18 protein-coding genes and 1 riboswitch are annotated in these 17,360 nt (G+C 32.9%); of the genes, 5 read left to right on the plus strand and 13 right to left on the minus strand.

Annotated features, from left to right (window positions below):
- Position 1: 1 nt before the first annotated feature.
- Positions 2-583 carry a DUF2892 domain-containing protein gene (locus ACVC43_RS04615; protein WP_452223401.1) on the minus strand — a complete coding sequence of 194 codons (582 nt, stop codon included), beginning with the start codon at positions 581-583 and terminating at the stop codon, positions 2-4.
- A 304-nt stretch (positions 584-887) separates the two neighbouring features.
- Here ACVC43_RS04615 and rpmH point away from each other — a divergent pair, with 304 nt between their 5' ends.
- From rpmH to ACVC43_RS04630, 3 genes are all read left to right on the plus strand, one after another.
- Complete coding sequence (gene rpmH, locus ACVC43_RS04620; RefSeq protein WP_034059443.1) at positions 888-1,049, plus strand: 50S ribosomal protein L34; 162 nt, start codon at positions 888-890, stop codon at positions 1,047-1,049.
- Positions 1,050-1,149: 100 nt separating this feature from the next.
- Entirely contained in the window at positions 1,150-4,002 is a 2,853-nt protein-coding gene (gene carB / locus ACVC43_RS04625) for a carbamoyl-phosphate synthase large subunit (protein WP_452223402.1), read from the plus strand.
- Positions 4,003-4,129: 127 nt separating this feature from the next.
- The gene (locus tag ACVC43_RS04630) at positions 4,130-4,741 is read left to right on the plus strand and encodes a T9SS type A sorting domain-containing protein (protein WP_452223403.1); all 612 of its coding nucleotides are present in this window, start codon (positions 4,130-4,132) and stop codon (positions 4,739-4,741) included.
- Between the two features lie 75 nt (positions 4,742-4,816).
- Here the strand turns inward: ACVC43_RS04630 and ACVC43_RS04635 are convergent, their stop codons facing one another.
- The 11 genes from ACVC43_RS04635 to ACVC43_RS04685 all read right to left on the minus strand — a co-directional run bounded on the left by ACVC43_RS04635 (position 4,817) and on the right by ACVC43_RS04685 (position 12,670).
- Complete coding sequence (locus ACVC43_RS04635; RefSeq protein ID WP_452223404.1) at positions 4,817-5,365, minus strand: YceI family protein; 549 nt, start codon at positions 5,363-5,365, stop codon at positions 4,817-4,819.
- Positions 5,366-5,406: 41 nt separating this feature from the next.
- Complete coding sequence (locus ACVC43_RS04640; protein ID WP_452223405.1) at positions 5,407-5,778, minus strand: hypothetical protein; 372 nt, start codon at positions 5,776-5,778, stop codon at positions 5,407-5,409.
- A gap of 11 nt (positions 5,779-5,789) precedes the next feature.
- Positions 5,790-6,638, minus strand: coding sequence for a DUF5777 family beta-barrel protein (locus ACVC43_RS04645; protein WP_452223406.1), 849 nt, complete (start codon positions 6,636-6,638; stop codon positions 5,790-5,792).
- Between the two features lie 8 nt (positions 6,639-6,646).
- Positions 6,647-7,033: an OB-fold protein gene (locus tag ACVC43_RS04650; RefSeq protein ID WP_452223407.1), complete on the minus strand. Its 387-nt coding sequence runs from the start codon at positions 7,031-7,033 to the stop codon at positions 6,647-6,649.
- Positions 7,034-7,080: 47 nt separating this feature from the next.
- A complete protein-coding gene (locus ACVC43_RS04655; RefSeq protein WP_452223408.1) occupies positions 7,081-7,635 on the minus strand; it encodes an acyl-CoA thioesterase in 555 nt (184 codons plus the stop codon).
- A gap of 3 nt (positions 7,636-7,638) precedes the next feature.
- Positions 7,639-7,995 carry a 6-phosphogluconate dehydrogenase gene (locus ACVC43_RS04660; protein WP_452223409.1) on the minus strand — a complete coding sequence of 119 codons (357 nt, stop codon included), beginning with the start codon at positions 7,993-7,995 and terminating at the stop codon, positions 7,639-7,641.
- A 13-nt stretch (positions 7,996-8,008) separates the two neighbouring features.
- Positions 8,009-8,260 (minus strand): hypothetical protein, encoded by a 252-nt coding sequence (locus tag ACVC43_RS04665; RefSeq protein WP_452223410.1) that lies wholly within the window; start codon positions 8,258-8,260, stop codon positions 8,009-8,011.
- Entirely contained in the window at positions 8,247-9,566 is a 1,320-nt protein-coding gene (rmuC, locus tag ACVC43_RS04670) for a DNA recombination protein RmuC (RefSeq protein ID WP_452223411.1), read from the minus strand. The genes ACVC43_RS04665 and rmuC overlap by 14 nt, the downstream gene beginning before the upstream one ends.
- Positions 9,567-9,692: 126 nt before the next feature.
- Positions 9,693-10,487, minus strand: coding sequence for an ABC transporter ATP-binding protein (locus ACVC43_RS04675; RefSeq protein ID WP_452223412.1), 795 nt, complete (start codon positions 10,485-10,487; stop codon positions 9,693-9,695).
- Positions 10,487-11,518: a FecCD family ABC transporter permease gene (locus tag ACVC43_RS04680; RefSeq protein WP_452223413.1), complete on the minus strand. Its 1,032-nt coding sequence runs from the start codon at positions 11,516-11,518 to the stop codon at positions 10,487-10,489. Before ACVC43_RS04680 ends, ACVC43_RS04675 begins: the two co-directional genes overlap by 1 nt.
- Complete coding sequence (locus ACVC43_RS04685) at positions 11,519-12,670, minus strand: ABC transporter substrate-binding protein (RefSeq protein ID WP_452223414.1); 1,152 nt, start codon at positions 12,668-12,670, stop codon at positions 11,519-11,521.
- A gap of 63 nt (positions 12,671-12,733) precedes the next feature.
- A riboswitch (cobalamin riboswitch) is annotated at positions 12,734-12,942 on the plus strand.
- Between the two features lie 27 nt (positions 12,943-12,969).
- Here ACVC43_RS04685 and ACVC43_RS04690 point away from each other — a divergent pair.
- The gene (locus ACVC43_RS04690) at positions 12,970-14,802 is read left to right on the plus strand and encodes a TonB-dependent receptor plug domain-containing protein (protein ID WP_452223415.1); all 1,833 of its coding nucleotides are present in this window, start codon (positions 12,970-12,972) and stop codon (positions 14,800-14,802) included.
- Positions 14,803-14,807: 5 nt separating this feature from the next.
- Entirely contained in the window at positions 14,808-15,863 is a 1,056-nt protein-coding gene (locus ACVC43_RS04695; protein WP_452223416.1) for a YncE family protein, read from the plus strand.
- A gap of 71 nt (positions 15,864-15,934) precedes the next feature.
- On the opposite strand, the gene ACVC43_RS04700 is transcribed toward ACVC43_RS04695, so the two are convergent.
- Positions 15,935-17,356, minus strand: a complete 1,422-nt coding sequence (locus ACVC43_RS04700) for a S41 family peptidase (protein WP_452223417.1) — start codon at positions 17,354-17,356, stop codon at positions 15,935-15,937.
- Positions 17,357-17,360: the final 4 nt, after the last annotated feature.

Here is a 17,360-nt window from a genome sequence, read left to right on the forward strand (position 1 = left end):
ATTATTTGCTCCTTCTACGCTGTGCACGCATACTTCCGCCTTGACCAAAATGTTGGTTTGGTGCGCCTTGTGCACGTTTCATATTGGCTTTCATTTCCTTAATTTGTTCTTTTAGCATGCCTTGCTTATCCAATTTCTGAGCTTCATTAATTAATAGAGTAGCTTCTTGTTTTCTGCGTTTTGAAAAGGCAATACCTGCCAAATTTAATTTGGCCATAGCCATATCCTGATCTAAATTTAGACCAAGACTCACGGCTTTTTTAAAGTATTTTTCGGCTAAATTCATATCGGTTTGAGACACCATAATACCTTGCAAATAGTTATAATACCCTTGTTGCTTAGTTACTAATGCCGCTTCAGGATTTTTAATTTTATTTAGCCATTTTTGGGCTCCTGGAAAATCTTGTTTTCTTAATCTTAAGAAAGCAAGTAAAATAAATTCGTTTTTAAAATATAAAAACACAAAAATTAGTGCTAAAAAAATAAGCATAATACCATTACCTATACCACCTTCTGTAAATTGCCATATAGCAGTAGCTAAAAGTAAACCTGCAATAATTAATTTAAATATCTTATTATACATTTTAGAATATTTTATTCGTTTTTTAACGCTCACTTAAAATATTTCGCGTTTTATTTGTTATTTGCAAGTACAAAGAAACTCATTTTTTCTGAAATATCCATCGTTAAAAATTGGTTTTATACTTTGGTTTAACCTTATTTTAGTAAGAAATGCTAAGATTTCGGTAATAAAATAAATCTGATTAAAATATTTTTTAAATAAGGTTTGCGAAATAAAAAAGTCGTTGTATATTTGCGCTCAGTTTTGAAGCAGACTCAAAACAATATTATAAAGATTTACAATCCAGATTTAAAAACATAAGAAAATGCCAAAAAGAACGTTTCAGCCATCAAAAAGAAAGAGAAGAAATAAACATGGTTTTAGAGAAAGAATGGCTTCTGCTAATGGTAGAAAGGTATTAGCTCGTAGAAGAGCAAAAGGAAGAAAGAAATTATCTGTTTCTACAGAAACAAGACATAAAAAATAATGATTAACAATTGTTAATATTTTAAAGGCGTTACTTAGGTGTAACGCCTTTTTTTGTATCTAAGTTTAACTATTTTTGCATCACATAATTTAACTACAAAATGCCGAAAAATTCAAAATTAAAGTCAATACTAATTATTGGTTCAGGTCCTATTGTAATTGGTCAGGCCTGTGAGTTCGATTACTCTGGAACTCAAGCGTTAAGATCATTAAGAGAAGATGGAATTGAAACCGTATTAATTAATTCTAATCCTGCAACAATCATGACAGATCCTTCCATGGCAGATCATGTATACTTGTTACCTCTTACAACAAAATCACTTGTTAAAATATTAAAAGAACATCCGCAAATTGATGCTGTGTTACCAACAATGGGAGGGCAAACAGCACTAAACCTTTGTATTGAAGCAGACGAAAAAGGTATTTGGGAAGATTTTGGAGTAGAAATTATTGGAGTAGATATTGATGCTATTAATATTACGGAAGACAGAGAAAAATTTAGGGAGCTCATGCTAAAAATTGGCATTCCAATGGCACCGCAAGCTACAGCAACATCTTACTTAAAAGGTAAAGAAATTGCTCAAGAATTTGGTTTTCCGTTAATAATTAGAGCCTCGTTTACTTTAGGTGGTGCTGGCGCCTCTTTTGTATATAAGGAAGAAGATTTTGATGAGTTATTAACACGTGGCTTGGAAACTTCTCCAATTCACGAAGTCATGATTGATAAAGCTTTAATAGGCTGGAAAGAATATGAGTTAGAGTTACTTAGAGATTCTAACGATAATGTTGTAATTATTTGTGCTATAGAAAATATGGATCCAATTGGTATTCATACTGGAGATTCTATCACTGTTGCACCAGCAATGACCTTAAGTGATAAAACCTACCAGAAAATGCGAGATATGGCAATACATATGATGCGTAGCATTGGTGATTTTGCTGGAGGATGTAACGTGCAATTTGCTGTAAGTCCAGATGAGAATGAAGATATTATTGCTATTGAAATAAATCCACGTGTATCAAGATCATCAGCATTAGCAAGTAAAGCCACTGGTTATCCTATTGCAAAAATAGCAGCTAAGTTAGCTTTAGGTTATCATTTAGACGAGCTTCAAAATCAAATTACAAAATCTACTTCGGCTTTATTCGAGCCAACCTTAGATTATGTAATTGTTAAAATTCCACGTTGGAACTTCGATAAATTTGAAGGCTCAGACAGAACCTTGGGCTTACAGATGAAGTCTGTAGGAGAGGTTATGGGTATAGGTAGAAGTTTTCAAGAAGCACTCCATAAAGCAACCCAATCTTTAGAAATTAAGCGAAACGGTTTAGGTGCCGATGGTAAGGGCTATAAAAATTACGAGCAAATTATAGAAAAACTAACCTATGCAAGTTGGGATCGCGTGTTTGTTATTTACGATGCCATACAAATGGGTATCCCATTAAGTCGTATTCACGAAATCACAAAAATCGATATGTGGTTTTTAAAGCAATACGAAGAATTATACCTTATTGAAAAGGAAATTTCGACTTTTAAGATTGATACTATTGAAAAAGATTTGCTATTAGAGGCCAAACAAAAAGGCTATGGAGACAGACAAATAGCTCACATGTTAGGATGTTTGGAAAGTCAGGTCTATAATAAAAGAGAAGAATTAGGTATTAATCGTGTTTATAAATTAGTAGACACTTGTGCCGCAGAGTTTGAAGCAAAAACACCTTATTATTATTCTACCTTTGAGAACGATGTTGAAACGCCCGATGGCAAACGTTATGCAGATAACGAAAGTATAGTTACAGACAGAAAAAAAGTTATTGTATTAGGTTCTGGACCAAACAGAATTGGGCAAGGTATTGAGTTCGATTATTGCTGTGTGCATGGTGTTTTAGCAGCTGCAGAGTGTGGTTACGAAACCATAATGATTAACTGTAATCCAGAAACGGTTTCAACCGATTTCGATACAGCCGATAAGCTCTACTTCGAGCCTGTATTTTGGGAGCATATTTACGATATTATTAAACACGAAAAGCCAGAAGGCGTTATCGTGCAACTTGGCGGACAAACCGCTTTAAAGTTAGCCGAAAAGCTTGAACGTTACGGTATTAAAATTTTAGGATCAAGTTTTAAGTCTTTAGATTTAGCCGAAGACAGAGGAAGCTTTTCAAAGTTATTGCAGGAAAATAACATTCCTTATCCAGAATTTGATGTTGCCGAAACAGCAGAAGAAGCACTACAAGTAGCCGATAAATTAGATTTCCCCATTCTAGTTCGTCCATCCTACGTTTTAGGTGGCCAAGGCATGAAAATTGTTATAAACAAAAAGGAATTAGAAGAGCATGTAGTAGATTTATTACGTAGCATCCCAGGCAACAAATTATTATTAGACCATTACTTAGATGGCGCAATAGAAGCTGAAGCTGATGCTATTTGCGATGGTGAAAATGTTTACATTATTGGTATTATGGAGCATATTGAGCCTTGCGGTATTCACTCTGGTGATAGTAATGCAACATTACCACCTTTTAACCTTGGTAACTTAGTGATGCAACAAATTAAAGACCACACCAAAAAGATTGCTCTGGCATTAAATACTGTAGGGTTAATAAATATTCAGTTTGCTGTTAAAGATGATATGGTTTATATTATTGAGGCTAATCCAAGAGCTTCGCGTACAGTGCCGTTTATAGCAAAAGCATATGGAGAACCTTATGTTAACTATGCTACCAAGGTAATGTTAGGCGATAAAAAAGTTACAGATTTCGATTTCAAACCGAAATTAAATGGTTACGCAATTAAGCAACCTGTTTTCTCATTTAATAAATTCCATAATGTAAATAAAAAATTAGGACCAGAAATGAAGAGTACTGGTGAGAGCATCTTATTTATCGACGATTTAAAAGACGATGAGTTTTACAATTTATACTCAAGACGAAAAATGTATTTAAGTAAATAAAACTATTTATTATTATATTTTATTGAAACACAAACTTTTATTCAAAGTTTGTGTTTTTTTGTTATAATGAATAAATTCAACTGGTTTATACTTATTTTTTCGTATTTTTAATAAAATCTACTTTAATATGAAGAAAAAATTACTCTTTATTGTATACTTAAGCCTTTCCCTAAGCTTATTTGCGCAACAAACACACAATATAGAATGGGGCTTTGGATCTAATCCAAGTGCAACAGGTGATTTTAATACGGACAGAACAATAGCACCAGGTGATACAGTTGTTTGGAATTGGTATGGCGATGGTTCTCATAATGTTGTATCTATTGCTGGAGGAACAGAAACATTTAATAGTGGTGGTACTATAAATTCTACAACTCATACATTTTCTTATACATTTAACACGGTAGGTACTACAAGTTTTAGATGTTCGCCTCATGCGAGTATGAACGGAACAATTACAGTACAAACGCTAAGTAATCCAGAATTTGATGTGCCAGCAAAGTTCTCAATCTACCCTAACCCAAGTAGTGATGTTATGAATATTAATATTCCAACACTTACAGATGAAGGCTTAAAACTTGAGGTGTTTGATGTTCTGGGTAAAAAAGTATACACGCAACAATTAAACAGTTTATCCTCTAAAGTAAATATAGCAAAATGGAATAGTGGTTTGTATTTAGTGCGTTTAACGTCTCCAGATGAAGACATAACATTAACTAAGCGATTTGTGAAGTTATAACTTATATTTTTTAAAAATAAAAAAGCCTTCAATTCTATTAGGATTGAAGGCTTTTTATATAATTTAAATTAATTTTTATTTCATTTTTAAATCAAATATAAAATTAACCTTTACTTCTTTTGATAGCTTTTTACTTACCACAGATGGGATTTTAATATCAAAATCTATAACATTTACGGTAAAGTCTCCAAACAGAGCTATCATATTATTTTCAAGTATAGTAATGCTTATGGGTTTATTTTCTAATAGTTTAGTTTCCCCTCTAAAAGTTAAACTTCCACTATACGTCATGTCTTCTCCAATTTCTAAAGTGTTTAGACTGAAATTATTAATTTTTCCTTTAAAAGTGGCTTTTGGGAAATCATCAGATTCAGCATAATTTTCATTAAAATGTTCTTCCATTAACGCATTTTTAAACCTAAAACCTTTTACTAATACCAATGCTGCAAATTCTCCGTTTTCGGTATTTAAAATAGCAGTTGTATTATCGTTTTTAGCTTTAATTTCTTCAAACGAAGGAACAGAAGCTTCAAAAATTACAGTACCTGTTTTGGTTATGTATTTGCCTTGAGCAATGCTAAATGTGGTAATTAATAGTACAAATGCTAATAGAACGTGTTTCATAAAAATAAATTTATAATAGTTTAATCAAATAGTTTGCCAGTTTAGTTCTCTATAAAACCATCGGCTTCCCATTGGGAAACTAAGTCTATTAAATTTTGTGGTAATCTTGGACCACCAAGAGGCATTGCTCCATTTTCGCCAGCTTGTCTGGAAATTCTGTCAATTAAATTTAAATTTTCAACTGATAACTTAACTTCACTATATGATGTTAAAGAGCTGGATGCGCCATTTACTGGTGGATTACTATGGCAAAAATTGCAATTATTTTCCATTATAGGTGCTATGTCTTCTGTATAATTAACAGTTTCTCCAGGTTCTAAAACAACAGGTTCTAATAAATCTTCTTCGCTTACATTAGAGCACGACATGACTATTAAAACGAATAAACTTATGTATGGGATATTTATTTTCATGATAGTAGATATTAAAATACACGACTTAAATTAAAACCAAAATAGATGTCACCATCACCCCAATCTCCAGTGGCTTGTCCTAAAAAACCATTGGTGTTCATGGCTTGCGAATTGGTAAAATGCATTTGAAACACGTGACCTCCAGTTTCTAAATCTACACCTATGGACAAAGGGTTTTTAAAAGGAGAAGTGCTCGATCGGTTTAAATGCCAGCCATAATCTGCATTTAAAGACCATCGCTTTCCTAATTTATAACGCCCACCAAAACCTAAGGCAAATTGAGAGTTGTCCTGGTTATTATCTAATACAAAATTGTCATGAAAATAAGTTGGTGCCAGTTCAAGTGACACTTTTTTGCTTAATTTTCGTGCCATTAAAAATTGAACAGTATAGCCTAGACGATTTTTAAACTCTAATTTAGGGAGATTGGCTTTATCTAACGCGGTATTAACTAATATCGAATTGTAACCAACTATTGTAAATGGCGAGCCATTTTCTTTTTGTTTTACTAAGCGATATTTAATAGAGCTTTCATAAATTTTTTGAAAAGAACTCCTAGACACACTTATATTTATAGCATCTGTTAAACCATAAATAAAATTGAGTCGTGTTACAGCGTCGTCAAGCCCAAAGAAGCTATCTAATCCATTTTCAATACTACCAAATCTATGGGCCACGACAAAGGTAAACTCCTTTTTTGCGGTGAGTTTGGTAGATTCAAAATTTACAATTTTTAAACCTTTAAAAGTTGCAGTTGCATAATTATCTTCGGGAGAAGCTTGATCAATTTCATTTAGCAAGTCGTCTTGAGAAAAGAGTGCCAAAGGCAATATTAAAAGGGAGAATAAAATTTTTTTCATTAGTGTAATTAGTTAATTATTGTGCATTGATCTAGTTTCACCTGTTCTAATAAGTCGTCGTAGCCAATACAACGTCCTTTTATGGTAACAGGTGTTTTTAGTTTTAGAGATTTTGTGTTTACACCTGAAGCAAAATTGCAAAATACAATGTCGTTTAAAGTAATGTCATTTTCATTTATTTCAGAAATAATACCTGTAACTTCTATCGTTTTATTTAAATATTTGGATTCAGAATTATTTGTGTCATTAATAAAGTCATTAGAAAGAGATGTCGAAGAAATGGTGTGGTCGGCCCTTTCGCTGCTTATGTTTCTATGCTCTTTATAGATGTAGTTATAGCCAACTATAACAATAGTAGCAATAAGCAGTATTGCAATCCATAATTTCTTTTTCATAACGTTAAAAAGTATATTCCGTGGAAACTAATTTACAAAAAAGAATATTAATAGTTTTCTGGTAGTTCAATTCTTACTTTATAGTTCTTCAATTCTTCAAGATAATCATGGTGTGAAAAATTTTGATGGTCGAATTCCGCCTGTCTCGCTTTTTTTGTTTCTATACGTTTTAATGCTTTAAGGTAACGTTTAACTTCAGTATTATCGTTTAAAATTAAACCAGGCACTTCAACCGATTGTTCGTTTTCATTTTTGGCTACCATTGTAAAATAAGAAGAGTTACAATGCTTCTTTTTTCCCGTTTGAATATTCTCCGCTTCAACACGTATGCCAACAACCATAGATGTTCTGCCAACATAATTAACAGACGCTTTCATGGTTACCAGCTCACCAACTTCTATAGGCATTAAAAAATCTACCGTATCTACAGAGGCAGTAACGCAATATGTTTTAGAATGTTTACTTGCGCATGCAAATGCAATATGATCCATTAAACTTAAAATATAGCCACCGTGAATTTTGCCACTAAAGTTAGAGTGCGAAGGCACCATTAATTCCGAAATGGTAATGCGAGAGCTATCAACTTTTTTGTAATTAGGCATAAATTATGGATTTTCAGAAGTGCTTAATTCAACGTTAGTCACAAAATAATGAGTGTCACCCAACCAGAAAATTGTTTTGTAACGTTCAAAATAAGTAAGTTTTACTTGCTTTCCTTGGTATTTATTCAAGTCTTCTATTACCTGAGTTTCTCCATCCTCTACCGAGAATTTAAAAATTTGTGCTTCGCTAACACCTTGGCTAATTTCACCTTCCCAGGTTTTAAATAATACACCCTTATTACTAAATTTTACTAACTCTCCTGCGCGAACGCCTTCGCTGTATGTTACAAAATAAACGAAAGCAAAAAAGCCAGCAATTAGTATTAATAGAACTACAAAAGATTTTATAAGGAATTTCATAAGATATAATTTATTATAATTTGTTTTTTAAAATGTGGTTTTCTACTTCATGCCTAACGTAAAAACCAACAATTATAAGGGCAATGCCAATTGTTATGGTACTTATAGATACAAAAGTATTTAATTCCTCTCTTTCTGATATTTTTTCGCAACCTAATATAGCACTAAAACCAGCAGAAGTAAGTACTGCACCAGCAAAAAATGCCCATAGGTATCTTAATCTTAAAGTCCAACGGTAAAAAATGTCACTATTAGTCTTCTTCATTGGCTCGCTTTATAATAGATTCTGGTAATGCTTTTTTAGCTTTAGCACCCATTTTCTTCAATTTTTCTACACGACCAATAAGATTACCTTTACCCTCAACCAATTTATTCATTGCAGAAGAATAATCTGTTTTGGCAGCATCAATCTTTTTACCAACACCTGTTAAATCTGAAACTAATCCCTCAAACTTATCGTATAATGCGCCAGCTTGTTTGGCAATTTCTATGGCGTTTTGTTGTTGCTTTTCGTTATTCCACATGCTATCGACGGTTCTAAGCGTAGCCAAGAGGGTAGAAGGTGTTACAATAACAATGTTTTTTTCGAAAGCTTTATTGTAAATAGAATTGTCGGCATTAATAGCAACTGCAAATGCAGGTTCTATAGGCACAAATAATAATACAAAATCCGGACTTTCAATATCATACAAATCTTCGTATTTTTTATCGCTTAATTGGTCTACATGCTTTCTAATAGAATTAATATGTGCTTTTAAGAACAGGTCACGTTCATTTTCTTCTGCATTAACATAACGCTCGTAATTGGTTAAAGACACTTTACTATCTATTACCATTTTTTTGTTATCTGGAAGGTGCAGTACAATATCTGGTAACACGCGTGTACCATCCTCTCTGGTAAAACTTTGTTGCACAAAATATTCCCGACCTTTCTCTAAACCAGATTTCTCCAGCACACGTTCTAAGACTAATTCTCCCCAATTCCCTTGCATTTTACTATCGCCTTTTAAGGCTTTGGTAAGGTTTGTAGCTTCCAGTGTCATTTGTTGATTAAGCTCCTTTAAACCTTCTAATTGCGATTTTAAAGCAGAGTGTAAACCAAAATTTTCTTTATGCGTATCGTCTACTTTTTTTTCGAAAAGCTGAATTTTCTCTTGTAGCGGACTTAATATATTCTTAATATTTTCTTTATTCTGAAGTGTGAATTTTTCAGATTTTGCATCTAAGATTTTATTGGCTAAATTCTCAAAATCTGTTCGTAGTTGTTTCTGGCGTTCTTCTAATTCTTCATCTCTTTTTAGATTTAGTTTTTGAAGATTTTCGTATTCCGAATTTCTACGCGTTAATTCTGTATTTAAAAAATCCTTTTCACGCCTAATATCTTCGCGCTCAGTTTCTATTTTAGAAACGGTTTCCTTTAGCTCGTTAAGATTAAAAGTTAATTGATTTTGGCGTTCTTCGAGGGCGCTTTTTTCACTTTTACTTTTTAGTTTTGAAAATAACATGCCTAAATAGGCGCCAATAACGGCGGAAATAAGTATGGCAATAAAGAGAATGAGGTTGCTGGTCATGTATAACGTAGAATTTTACCAAAGATAGTTAATTTGTTAATTAGAGTTAAGTTTAGGTTTCATGTTTCATAAGAAAAACCTAAAATTTTTCGTACTATTTTAACAGATTGTTTAGGATGAAAGATTTTATTTCTTAACTCTAAAAGCACCAGTAACTTCATCAAAAACAATTAAGTCTTTTGGGAATAAGCTATTAAAAGCACCTTTTTTAATCAATTCTTTTGGAGTATCTATCGTAATACCTTTATCACTCATCACAATAAGCGTATCGCAGAGCTGGATTGCCAAATCGATTTCATGAGATGAAAACAGAATCGTTTTACCAGTGTCTCTTGCCAGTTTTTGAAGTAGTTTTAGCACATATGCTTTATGGTACATGTCTAAATGAGTGGTAGGCTCGTCTAAAATAATTAACGACGTGTCTTGCGCCAAAGCACGAGCAATCATGACTTTTTGTAGTTGTCCATCGCTTAATTCAAAACATTTTTTATGTTTTAAATCTTTTAAATTTGTTTTTTCAATGGCTCGATTAACAATGTCAATGTCTTTAGCAGATAGATTACCAACCCAATTGGTGTAAGGCTGTCTTCCTAAAGCAATTAACTCAAAAACAGACAGGTTTTTAGACGAGACACTCTCAGTTAAAACTAAACTCAATACCTTAGCTAATGCTACAGATGAATAGTTCTCTAAACCTTTAGAATGAATAAAAATCTCGCCGTTTATTTTTGGTTGTACATTAGTTAGGGTTCTTAATAATGTAGATTTACCAATGCCGTTTGCGCCAACTAATCCTATTAATTCACCTGCTTTTAATTCGATATTTATTTTTGAAGCAATTATAGTTTCAACCTTTTTCGATTGGTAACCAATACTAAGATTGTTTGTTTTTAAAACGGTATGTTGTTTTTCTATAGCCATTAAAACACCATTTTTTTCTTTCTAACTAATAGCCAAATTACAACAGGAGCTCCAATTAAACTGGTAATGGCATTTATTGGTAAAGTATAATCTGTATTTGGTAATTGTGCAATACTGTCGCAAATAAGCATTACAATAGCACCTAATAAAAAAACTGCCGGTAACAATATTTTATGATTTGAAGTATTAAATATCTGTCTCGTTATATGCGGAATGGCCAAACCAATAAAGGCAATTGGGCCAACAAACGCAGTAATTGTTCCCGCTATAAGGCTGGTAGCAATTATTATAATTAACCTGCTTATTTTAATATTCAGGCCTAAACTTTTAGCATAATTTTCGCCCAATAACAAGGTGTTTAAATCTTTTATTGAGAGGATGCTAAACACCAAACCAATAATATAAATAAATAGTAATACATATAATTCGTTCCATTGTAAATCGCCTAAACTACCAAAGCCCCAAAATATGTATTGTTGTAATTCTTCGGCAGAACTAAAGTAAGACAATACACTAACAACTGCAGCAGTAATACTACCAAACATAAGACCAATAATTAGTATGGCCATGGTATCGCGAACACGAGAAGACACAATTAAAACGGTGATTAGCACCAGAAAACTACCTAAGCTCGCTGCCACGACCAAACTCCATTTTGAGATTAATAACGTTGCGAAGAAACCACCTAAAACCGATGATCCCATAATTACCAAAGCCACGCCTAAACTTGCTCCAGAAGTGATACCCAAAACAAAAGGTCCTGCTAATGGGTTTCTAAATAAGGTTTGCATTAATAAACCCGCAATACCCAAACCAGAACCAACTAAAATAGCTGTAATAGCTTTTGGGAGCCTGTAATTTTGGATAATATATTCCTGATTAGTATAATTATCTGGTGTTGAGAAAAAACTATTAAAAATAGATTTTAAAGGAATTGAAACAGACCCTAAACTAACATTCACAAAAAACAGTAAAATGAGAACTATAATTAGCAGTATAAAAGAAAGCTTGTATGATTTTTGTGTCACCACTTACTCTAATTTTTTAAAGAAAAATGGTTTATAATCTGGTAATAACTCGGGATGACTAATTTTTATAATATCTTTTAAAATCAGGTCTGGTCTTGCTGTACCTAATTCATAATATAAAACACCTCCCGTTTCTCCTGTTGTATTTGAAAAAGAATACACTTGTTTATTTTCAAAAGCATCAAACTTTGTATAATGTTCACTGGCTTTTTCCATTGCTTCTAAAGAAGTGTAATAAGACGGACTTAACCATAAATCTGCCGATTTTGCTTTGCTGTAAACCACTTCAAAATTAAGAGCTACACTTCCTTTTTCGGTAGTGTTACTCCATAGATAGTTGGTGTTTGCATCTTTCAAAAACTGTGCTTCTGTGCTTGTACCATTTGGTAAATACCAAACGTCTTTATGCATAGCGCCAGATAATACAGTTGGTTTGTTTTTGGCGTTTTTAGCAAGTGTTTTTGCTTTTGTGTAATCCTGTTCTATATTTTTAAAAATAGAATCGGCTTCTTTTTCTTTGTTGTAAAGTACGCCAAAAAATTTTAACCATTCGGCTTTTGCTAAAGGTGATTTCTCAACCCAATCTCCATTATAAATTACTGGAATGCCAGCTTTTTTTATGGTTTCAAGAGATTTGCTTTTACCATCCACACCAAAAGCAACAACAATGTTTGGATTAATGTCGAGTAAGACTTCGGTGTTTATGCCTTCATTTTTACCTAATTCTCGTATTTCATTATTATCGATTCTTGCTCTGGTTTTTTTGGAAGACACATAATCTGTTCCTGGGAAGCCAACCAAGGTTTCTTCAACATTTAAAAGTTCTAAAGCTGGAATATGTGTTGTGGAGGTTACCACTATTTTTTTAACTGGAGTAATAATAATGCCATCGTACGCATCGCGCATAAAGGTTGTTTTAGCAGCTTCTTCAGCAGAAATTAAAACATATTTATAGGCTTGGTCGCTTTCTGGCCAAGGGCTTTTTATTTCTAAAATATAGTGGTTACCATTTTCTACTATTGTAAACCCTTCAGCATAAGTGAGAGTATTACTTTGCTGTTTAGATGCTATTGGAGGCAAAGTACCTTTAATGCCTTTGTCTTCTTTGCAAGTAAAGAAAGAAAGAATGAGGAAAATGATTAAAAAATGTTTCACAGCAATGTTTTTTATTTAGTTCAAAAATAAGATTAATTCTATTGACCATTCAAGAAAAAGCTTACTTTTGCATGGAATTTTGGTTTGCCCTTGCAATTAAGCGAAGGCGATTAAAAGGGAATCAAGTTAGAATCTTGAACTGTTCCCGCAACTGTAATCTAAGTTCACGTTTGTGAATACTTATTATTAACCTTCAAGTCACTGGAAAAATTTTCTGGGAAGACAAATAATAAGATGAAAGTCAGGAGACCTGCCAATTTTAACATCAAAAGAATCTTCGGGAGAAAGATTTTAAGATTATGAAGCAGCACATCCTTTTTTTAATTATTGTCATTTTTAGTTTTTGCAGTTTTGCTCAAACGCAACTTGATTCTATACAACGGTTAGAAGAAGTGACCTTAAGCGATAATAAATTAAAAAACTACGCTTCTGGTTTTAAGGTTACAACGCTTAATGATTCTATACTCTTAAAAAATCAACAAAACCTTACAAATTTACTGGCTTTTAATTCTAACATTTATTTTAAGGAAACCGGATTTGGAATGGTTTCCTCACCATCATTTCGTGGAACAAATGCATCACAAACTGCTGTAATTTGGAATGGTATTAATATTAACTCTCAACTCAATGGACAAACCGATTTTAATTTAATAAACACTACTAACTTTAATTCGGTAACCATTAGAAGTGGCGGTGGAGGCGTGCAATATGGTAGCGGAAGTATTGGTGGCACAGTGCATTTAAACAATAAATTACAGTTTAAAGACCATTTCGATAATACTCTACGCGCCAGTTATGGCAGCTTTGATACCAAGCAATTTACAGCCTTAAGTGATTTTGGAAACGATAAGTTCTCAGGAAATATTGGTTTAAGTTATGTAGATTCTAAAAACGATTACAAATTTATAGGTACAGATAAGGTAAACGAGAATGGTGCCTTTAATAACAGAAATATAAACGCTAATTTTGGTTACTTTATAAGTAATAAAGATGTTATAAAACTTTACCATCAAACCTTTATAGGAGAACGCAACTTATCTGCAACGTTAGTAGCGCCTTCTCAAAGTGCTTATAAAGACACCAATTTACGTAACATGTTAGAGTGGTCACGTTTAGGTTCGCGGGTGAATTCGAAATTAAAAATTGCACACTTACATGAGGAATTTAAATACTTTGAAAATAAGAATAAGGAGCATTTTTCCTTCGGAAAAGTTAATACCTTAATTTTAAAACACAATCTCAATTTTAGGGTTTCTAAGTCGTTTCAATTGCATTCTGTTTTAGAGTATAATACGATTGATGCTAAAGGAAGTAGCTTTGGCAACCCAAACAGACAAGTGTTTTCTGTTACAGGATTGATGAAGCATAAGCCAGCAAAAAGTATTACGTATGGTTTAAATTTTAGAAAGGATTTTACCAGTAAATTTACGAGTCCGTTTGTGTTTTCCATAGATTCAAAATTTAAGATAGCTAACGCTTACACCGTTAAATTAAATGCTTCTAAAAATTACAGAGTTCCAACATTTAACGATTTATTCTGGCAACCTGGTGGCAATTTAAATTTGATGCCGGAATCGTCTTACCAAATAGATTTAGGTCAGGAATTTCGATATAAACAAATTGAAGCAACACTAAATGCCTATTACATTTCTACTCAAGATTTAATACAATGGAGACCCAATATTTTGGGTGTTTGGAGCCCTGTTAATATTGCAGAAGCTGAAAACTATGGTATGGAAATGGGTTTAGGGTACACCAAACAAATTAATGAACATACATTTAAATTAAACGGAAATTACAGTTACACGATATCTGAAGATAAATCGACAAACAAGCAATTAATCTATGTGCCATTTCACAAGGCAAATGCCAATTTAGCATATGGTTATAAAGGGTTTTCTGCTTTTTATCAGCACTTATTTAATGGTGAGGTTTTTATTATTTCAAGAGATAAACTGCCTTATTATAATGTGGGTAACTTAGGATTAGGATACCATTTTAATTCCAAAGGAAGAATTAATTATTTATTAGAGTTTAGAGTCAATAATATTTTTGATGCCTTTTACGAAAACGTGGCATTGCGGCCAATGCCAAATAGAAACTTTCAAATACAAACAACAATTAAATTTTAAAAAAAATGAAACGTAACAAATTACTTTTAGCAGCTTTAATGCTTGGCTTAACTTTTACCTCTTGTAGCAATGACGATGAGAATGTAGCTGTAACACCATCTGGTGCTTACGAAAACGGAATATTAATTTCTCATGAGGGTAATTTTAATTCTGGAAATGCATCAGTATCCTATATCTCTAACGATTTTTCAGTAGTGGAAAATAATATATTTAGTAATGTAAATATGGTTCCATTAGGTGATACAGCGCAAAGTATGGCGTTTAATGGTGAATTAGCTTACATAATTGTGAATAATTCAGATAAAATAGAAGTTGTTAATCGTTACACGTTTGTATCTGTCGCAACTATATCTGGTATTGACAATCCTAGATATATGGCAGTTTCTAATGGAAAAGGTTATGTGACAGCTTGGGGAGATTTTAGTGACACTACAGACGATACGGTTGTTGTAATAGATTTGTCTACAAATGCTATTATCGATACTATAGCGGTACCACATATGCCAGATCAAATTGTAGCGTCTAACGATAGTGTTTACGTTGGTGTTGGTATTTTTGATTTAAACGATAAGTTAACCATAATTAATTCTATAACAGATACTGTAACGACTACCATAACTGTAGGTGCAAACCCAAACTCATTAGTGCTTAACAGTTTTGGAGATCTTTATGTGCTTACAGAAGGCAATTCTTCGTTTTCAGGAAATGAAACAGGAGGAAAGTTAATTAAGGTAAATACTGTAAATAATACCATTGCATCTTCTCTTGATTTTGCTACTACCGAACACCCAAATCATCTAAAATTCGATAACAATAATTTTTATTATTATTTAAATGGAGGCGTTTACAAAACCACCCAAACCGAAACTGTTTTACCAACAGTAGCAGAATTTTCTGGTCAGAATTTTTACGATATAAATGTTAGAGATAATCAGTTATTTGGTTTAGATGCAGGCGATTTTTCATCTAACGGAAGCTTAAAAGTGTTTGACTTAACTACAAACACATTAGAAAACACGTTTACTTTAAATATTATTCCAGGAGAAGTATATTTTAACTAAAAAAACAGTTTAATTAATCAGTAAGTAACCAAAAACAACCATTAAAAAGCCTGCAATTTGCAGGCTTTTTTTTATCTCTCAATGTACATTTCTTTACTGTGTGGTAATAAATCGTTACTATCGAATAACACTTCTGCAGGTTTACTTTTTGGGATGTTAGATGTTCGGTTTGTAGCCGCAATATCTGCTAAAGCTGTAGCTAAAAGAGGTTCGTTAGCATTGCCTAAGACTCCAAAGTTGTTAATTTGTTCGGCAATAATAAAAGCCGAATCTGGATTTAACCCACTTGCAGGTACTTGTGCATCATTTTTATTTACAGTAATCGCTACCAAAGGTTGTAGCGCATAAGTATGTCGAGGGTCTGCACCAGTTCTGGTAAAGTTTGGCGAATCGTAAAGTGTAATGGACGCCTGCGATTTTCCTACGGTTTGCGTTCCAATTTGCACGACATTCATATACGCATCTAAACTGTTTATAACCATTTCGCTTGCAGACGCCGAGGAGCCTGTCGCTAATATATAAACCTTATTAAGGTTTAAACTGTTTAGCGTTGCACCATCAGTATTATTTACAAAAAAGTAATTAGAGTTATTAGCCTGCTGTAAGTCGTTATACTGCAATTTAGCAAATACTTCGCCTGTGTATTGTCCAGTTATTAAGCTGCCTAAAAGCGCAGCAGAATTTACCGAGCCTCCAGGATTATAACGTAAATCGAGAACTAAATGCTGAATGTTGTTACTTTGAAACTCACTAAATGCAGCATTTAAAGCACTATCAAAATTACCTACAAAACCATTGTACATTAAATAACCAACGTTTTCGCCTTCTACCTGTAAAATTTCAGTTTTAAAAACAGGATTTTCTACATATTCTATTCTTGATAAATTGATGATAGTATCAGTAGCGTCAACAGTATCGTCGTCTGTATCTGGTGTACCATTGGTATTATATTCTGCAATGTTTAGCGTAAAATTGTCTTGACCTAATAAACTTCTCCAGTTATTAACTGTTAATTGCGTGCCATTTACTGCATTAAATAAATCACCACGTTGCAACCCGTTACTTTGGGCACTTGTGTTTGGTAAAACAAACCTAACAATCCCAAAAATATTATCGCTACTTGGGTTGTAACGTTGCAACCCAAATTCCATGCCGTTGGATTTCGTTATGCCATTAAATTGTTGTTCCAGTGCTATATAATCATCTGTTATCCAGCTAAATCTATCGGTGTTTTGTCTATCGAATATTAGACTTTCAAAAAATGCTTCGGGAGTATTAAAATTATTTAAATAGCTTTCAAAATCACTACTATTCGCTTTATCTTCTACTAAATCGGGTACTTCATCTCTATATAAATAATAAGCGTCCATGCCACGATAAACAAATTTGTTAATATCTGTTGTAGCTATGGGCTGGTCGTCTCTATCTTCAAAACAACCAGTTAAAAGTACTGTAAATAGTAGCGTAGCAAGCAGTATCTTGGGAGTCTTCATAATT

Source organism: Lacinutrix chionoecetis (assembly GCF_053604665.1).

Excerpts from the sequence above, each read along its gene's own strand:
- ACVC43_RS04660 (WP_452223409.1), bottom strand. The coding sequence starts at position 7,995 with ATGAAATTCCTTATAAAATCTTTTGTAGTTCTATTAATACTAATTGCT.
- rmuC (WP_452223411.1), bottom strand. The coding sequence starts at position 9,566 with ATGACCAGCAACCTCATTCTCTTTATTGCCATACTTATTTCCGCCGTT.
- ACVC43_RS04655 (WP_452223408.1), bottom strand. The coding sequence starts at position 7,635 with ATGCCTAATTACAAAAAAGTTGATAGCTCTCGCATTACCATTTCGGAA.
- rpmH (WP_034059443.1), top strand. The coding sequence starts at position 888 with ATGCCAAAAAGAACGTTTCAGCCATCAAAAAGAAAGAGAAGAAATAAA.
- carB (WP_452223402.1), top strand. The coding sequence starts at position 1,150 with ATGCCGAAAAATTCAAAATTAAAGTCAATACTAATTATTGGTTCAGGT.
- ACVC43_RS04615 (WP_452223401.1), bottom strand. The coding sequence starts at position 583 with ATGTATAATAAGATATTTAAATTAATTATTGCAGGTTTACTTTTAGCT.
- ACVC43_RS04675 (WP_452223412.1), bottom strand. The coding sequence starts at position 10,487 with ATGGCTATAGAAAAACAACATACCGTTTTAAAAACAAACAATCTTAGT.
- ACVC43_RS04645 (WP_452223406.1), bottom strand. The coding sequence starts at position 6,638 with ATGAAAAAAATTTTATTCTCCCTTTTAATATTGCCTTTGGCACTCTTT.
- ACVC43_RS04695 (WP_452223416.1), top strand. The coding sequence starts at position 14,808 with ATGAAACGTAACAAATTACTTTTAGCAGCTTTAATGCTTGGCTTAACT.
- ACVC43_RS04630 (WP_452223403.1), top strand. The coding sequence starts at position 4,130 with ATGAAGAAAAAATTACTCTTTATTGTATACTTAAGCCTTTCCCTAAGC.
- ACVC43_RS04640 (WP_452223405.1), bottom strand. The coding sequence starts at position 5,778 with ATGAAAATAAATATCCCATACATAAGTTTATTCGTTTTAATAGTCATG.
- ACVC43_RS04700 (WP_452223417.1), bottom strand. The coding sequence starts at position 17,356 with ATGAAGACTCCCAAGATACTGCTTGCTACGCTACTATTTACAGTACTT.
- ACVC43_RS04650 (WP_452223407.1), bottom strand. The coding sequence starts at position 7,033 with ATGAAAAAGAAATTATGGATTGCAATACTGCTTATTGCTACTATTGTT.
- ACVC43_RS04635 (WP_452223404.1), bottom strand. The coding sequence starts at position 5,365 with ATGAAACACGTTCTATTAGCATTTGTACTATTAATTACCACATTTAGC.
- ACVC43_RS04690 (WP_452223415.1), top strand. The coding sequence starts at position 12,970 with ATGAAGCAGCACATCCTTTTTTTAATTATTGTCATTTTTAGTTTTTGC.
- ACVC43_RS04665 (WP_452223410.1), bottom strand. The coding sequence starts at position 8,260 with ATGAAGAAGACTAATAGTGACATTTTTTACCGTTGGACTTTAAGATTA.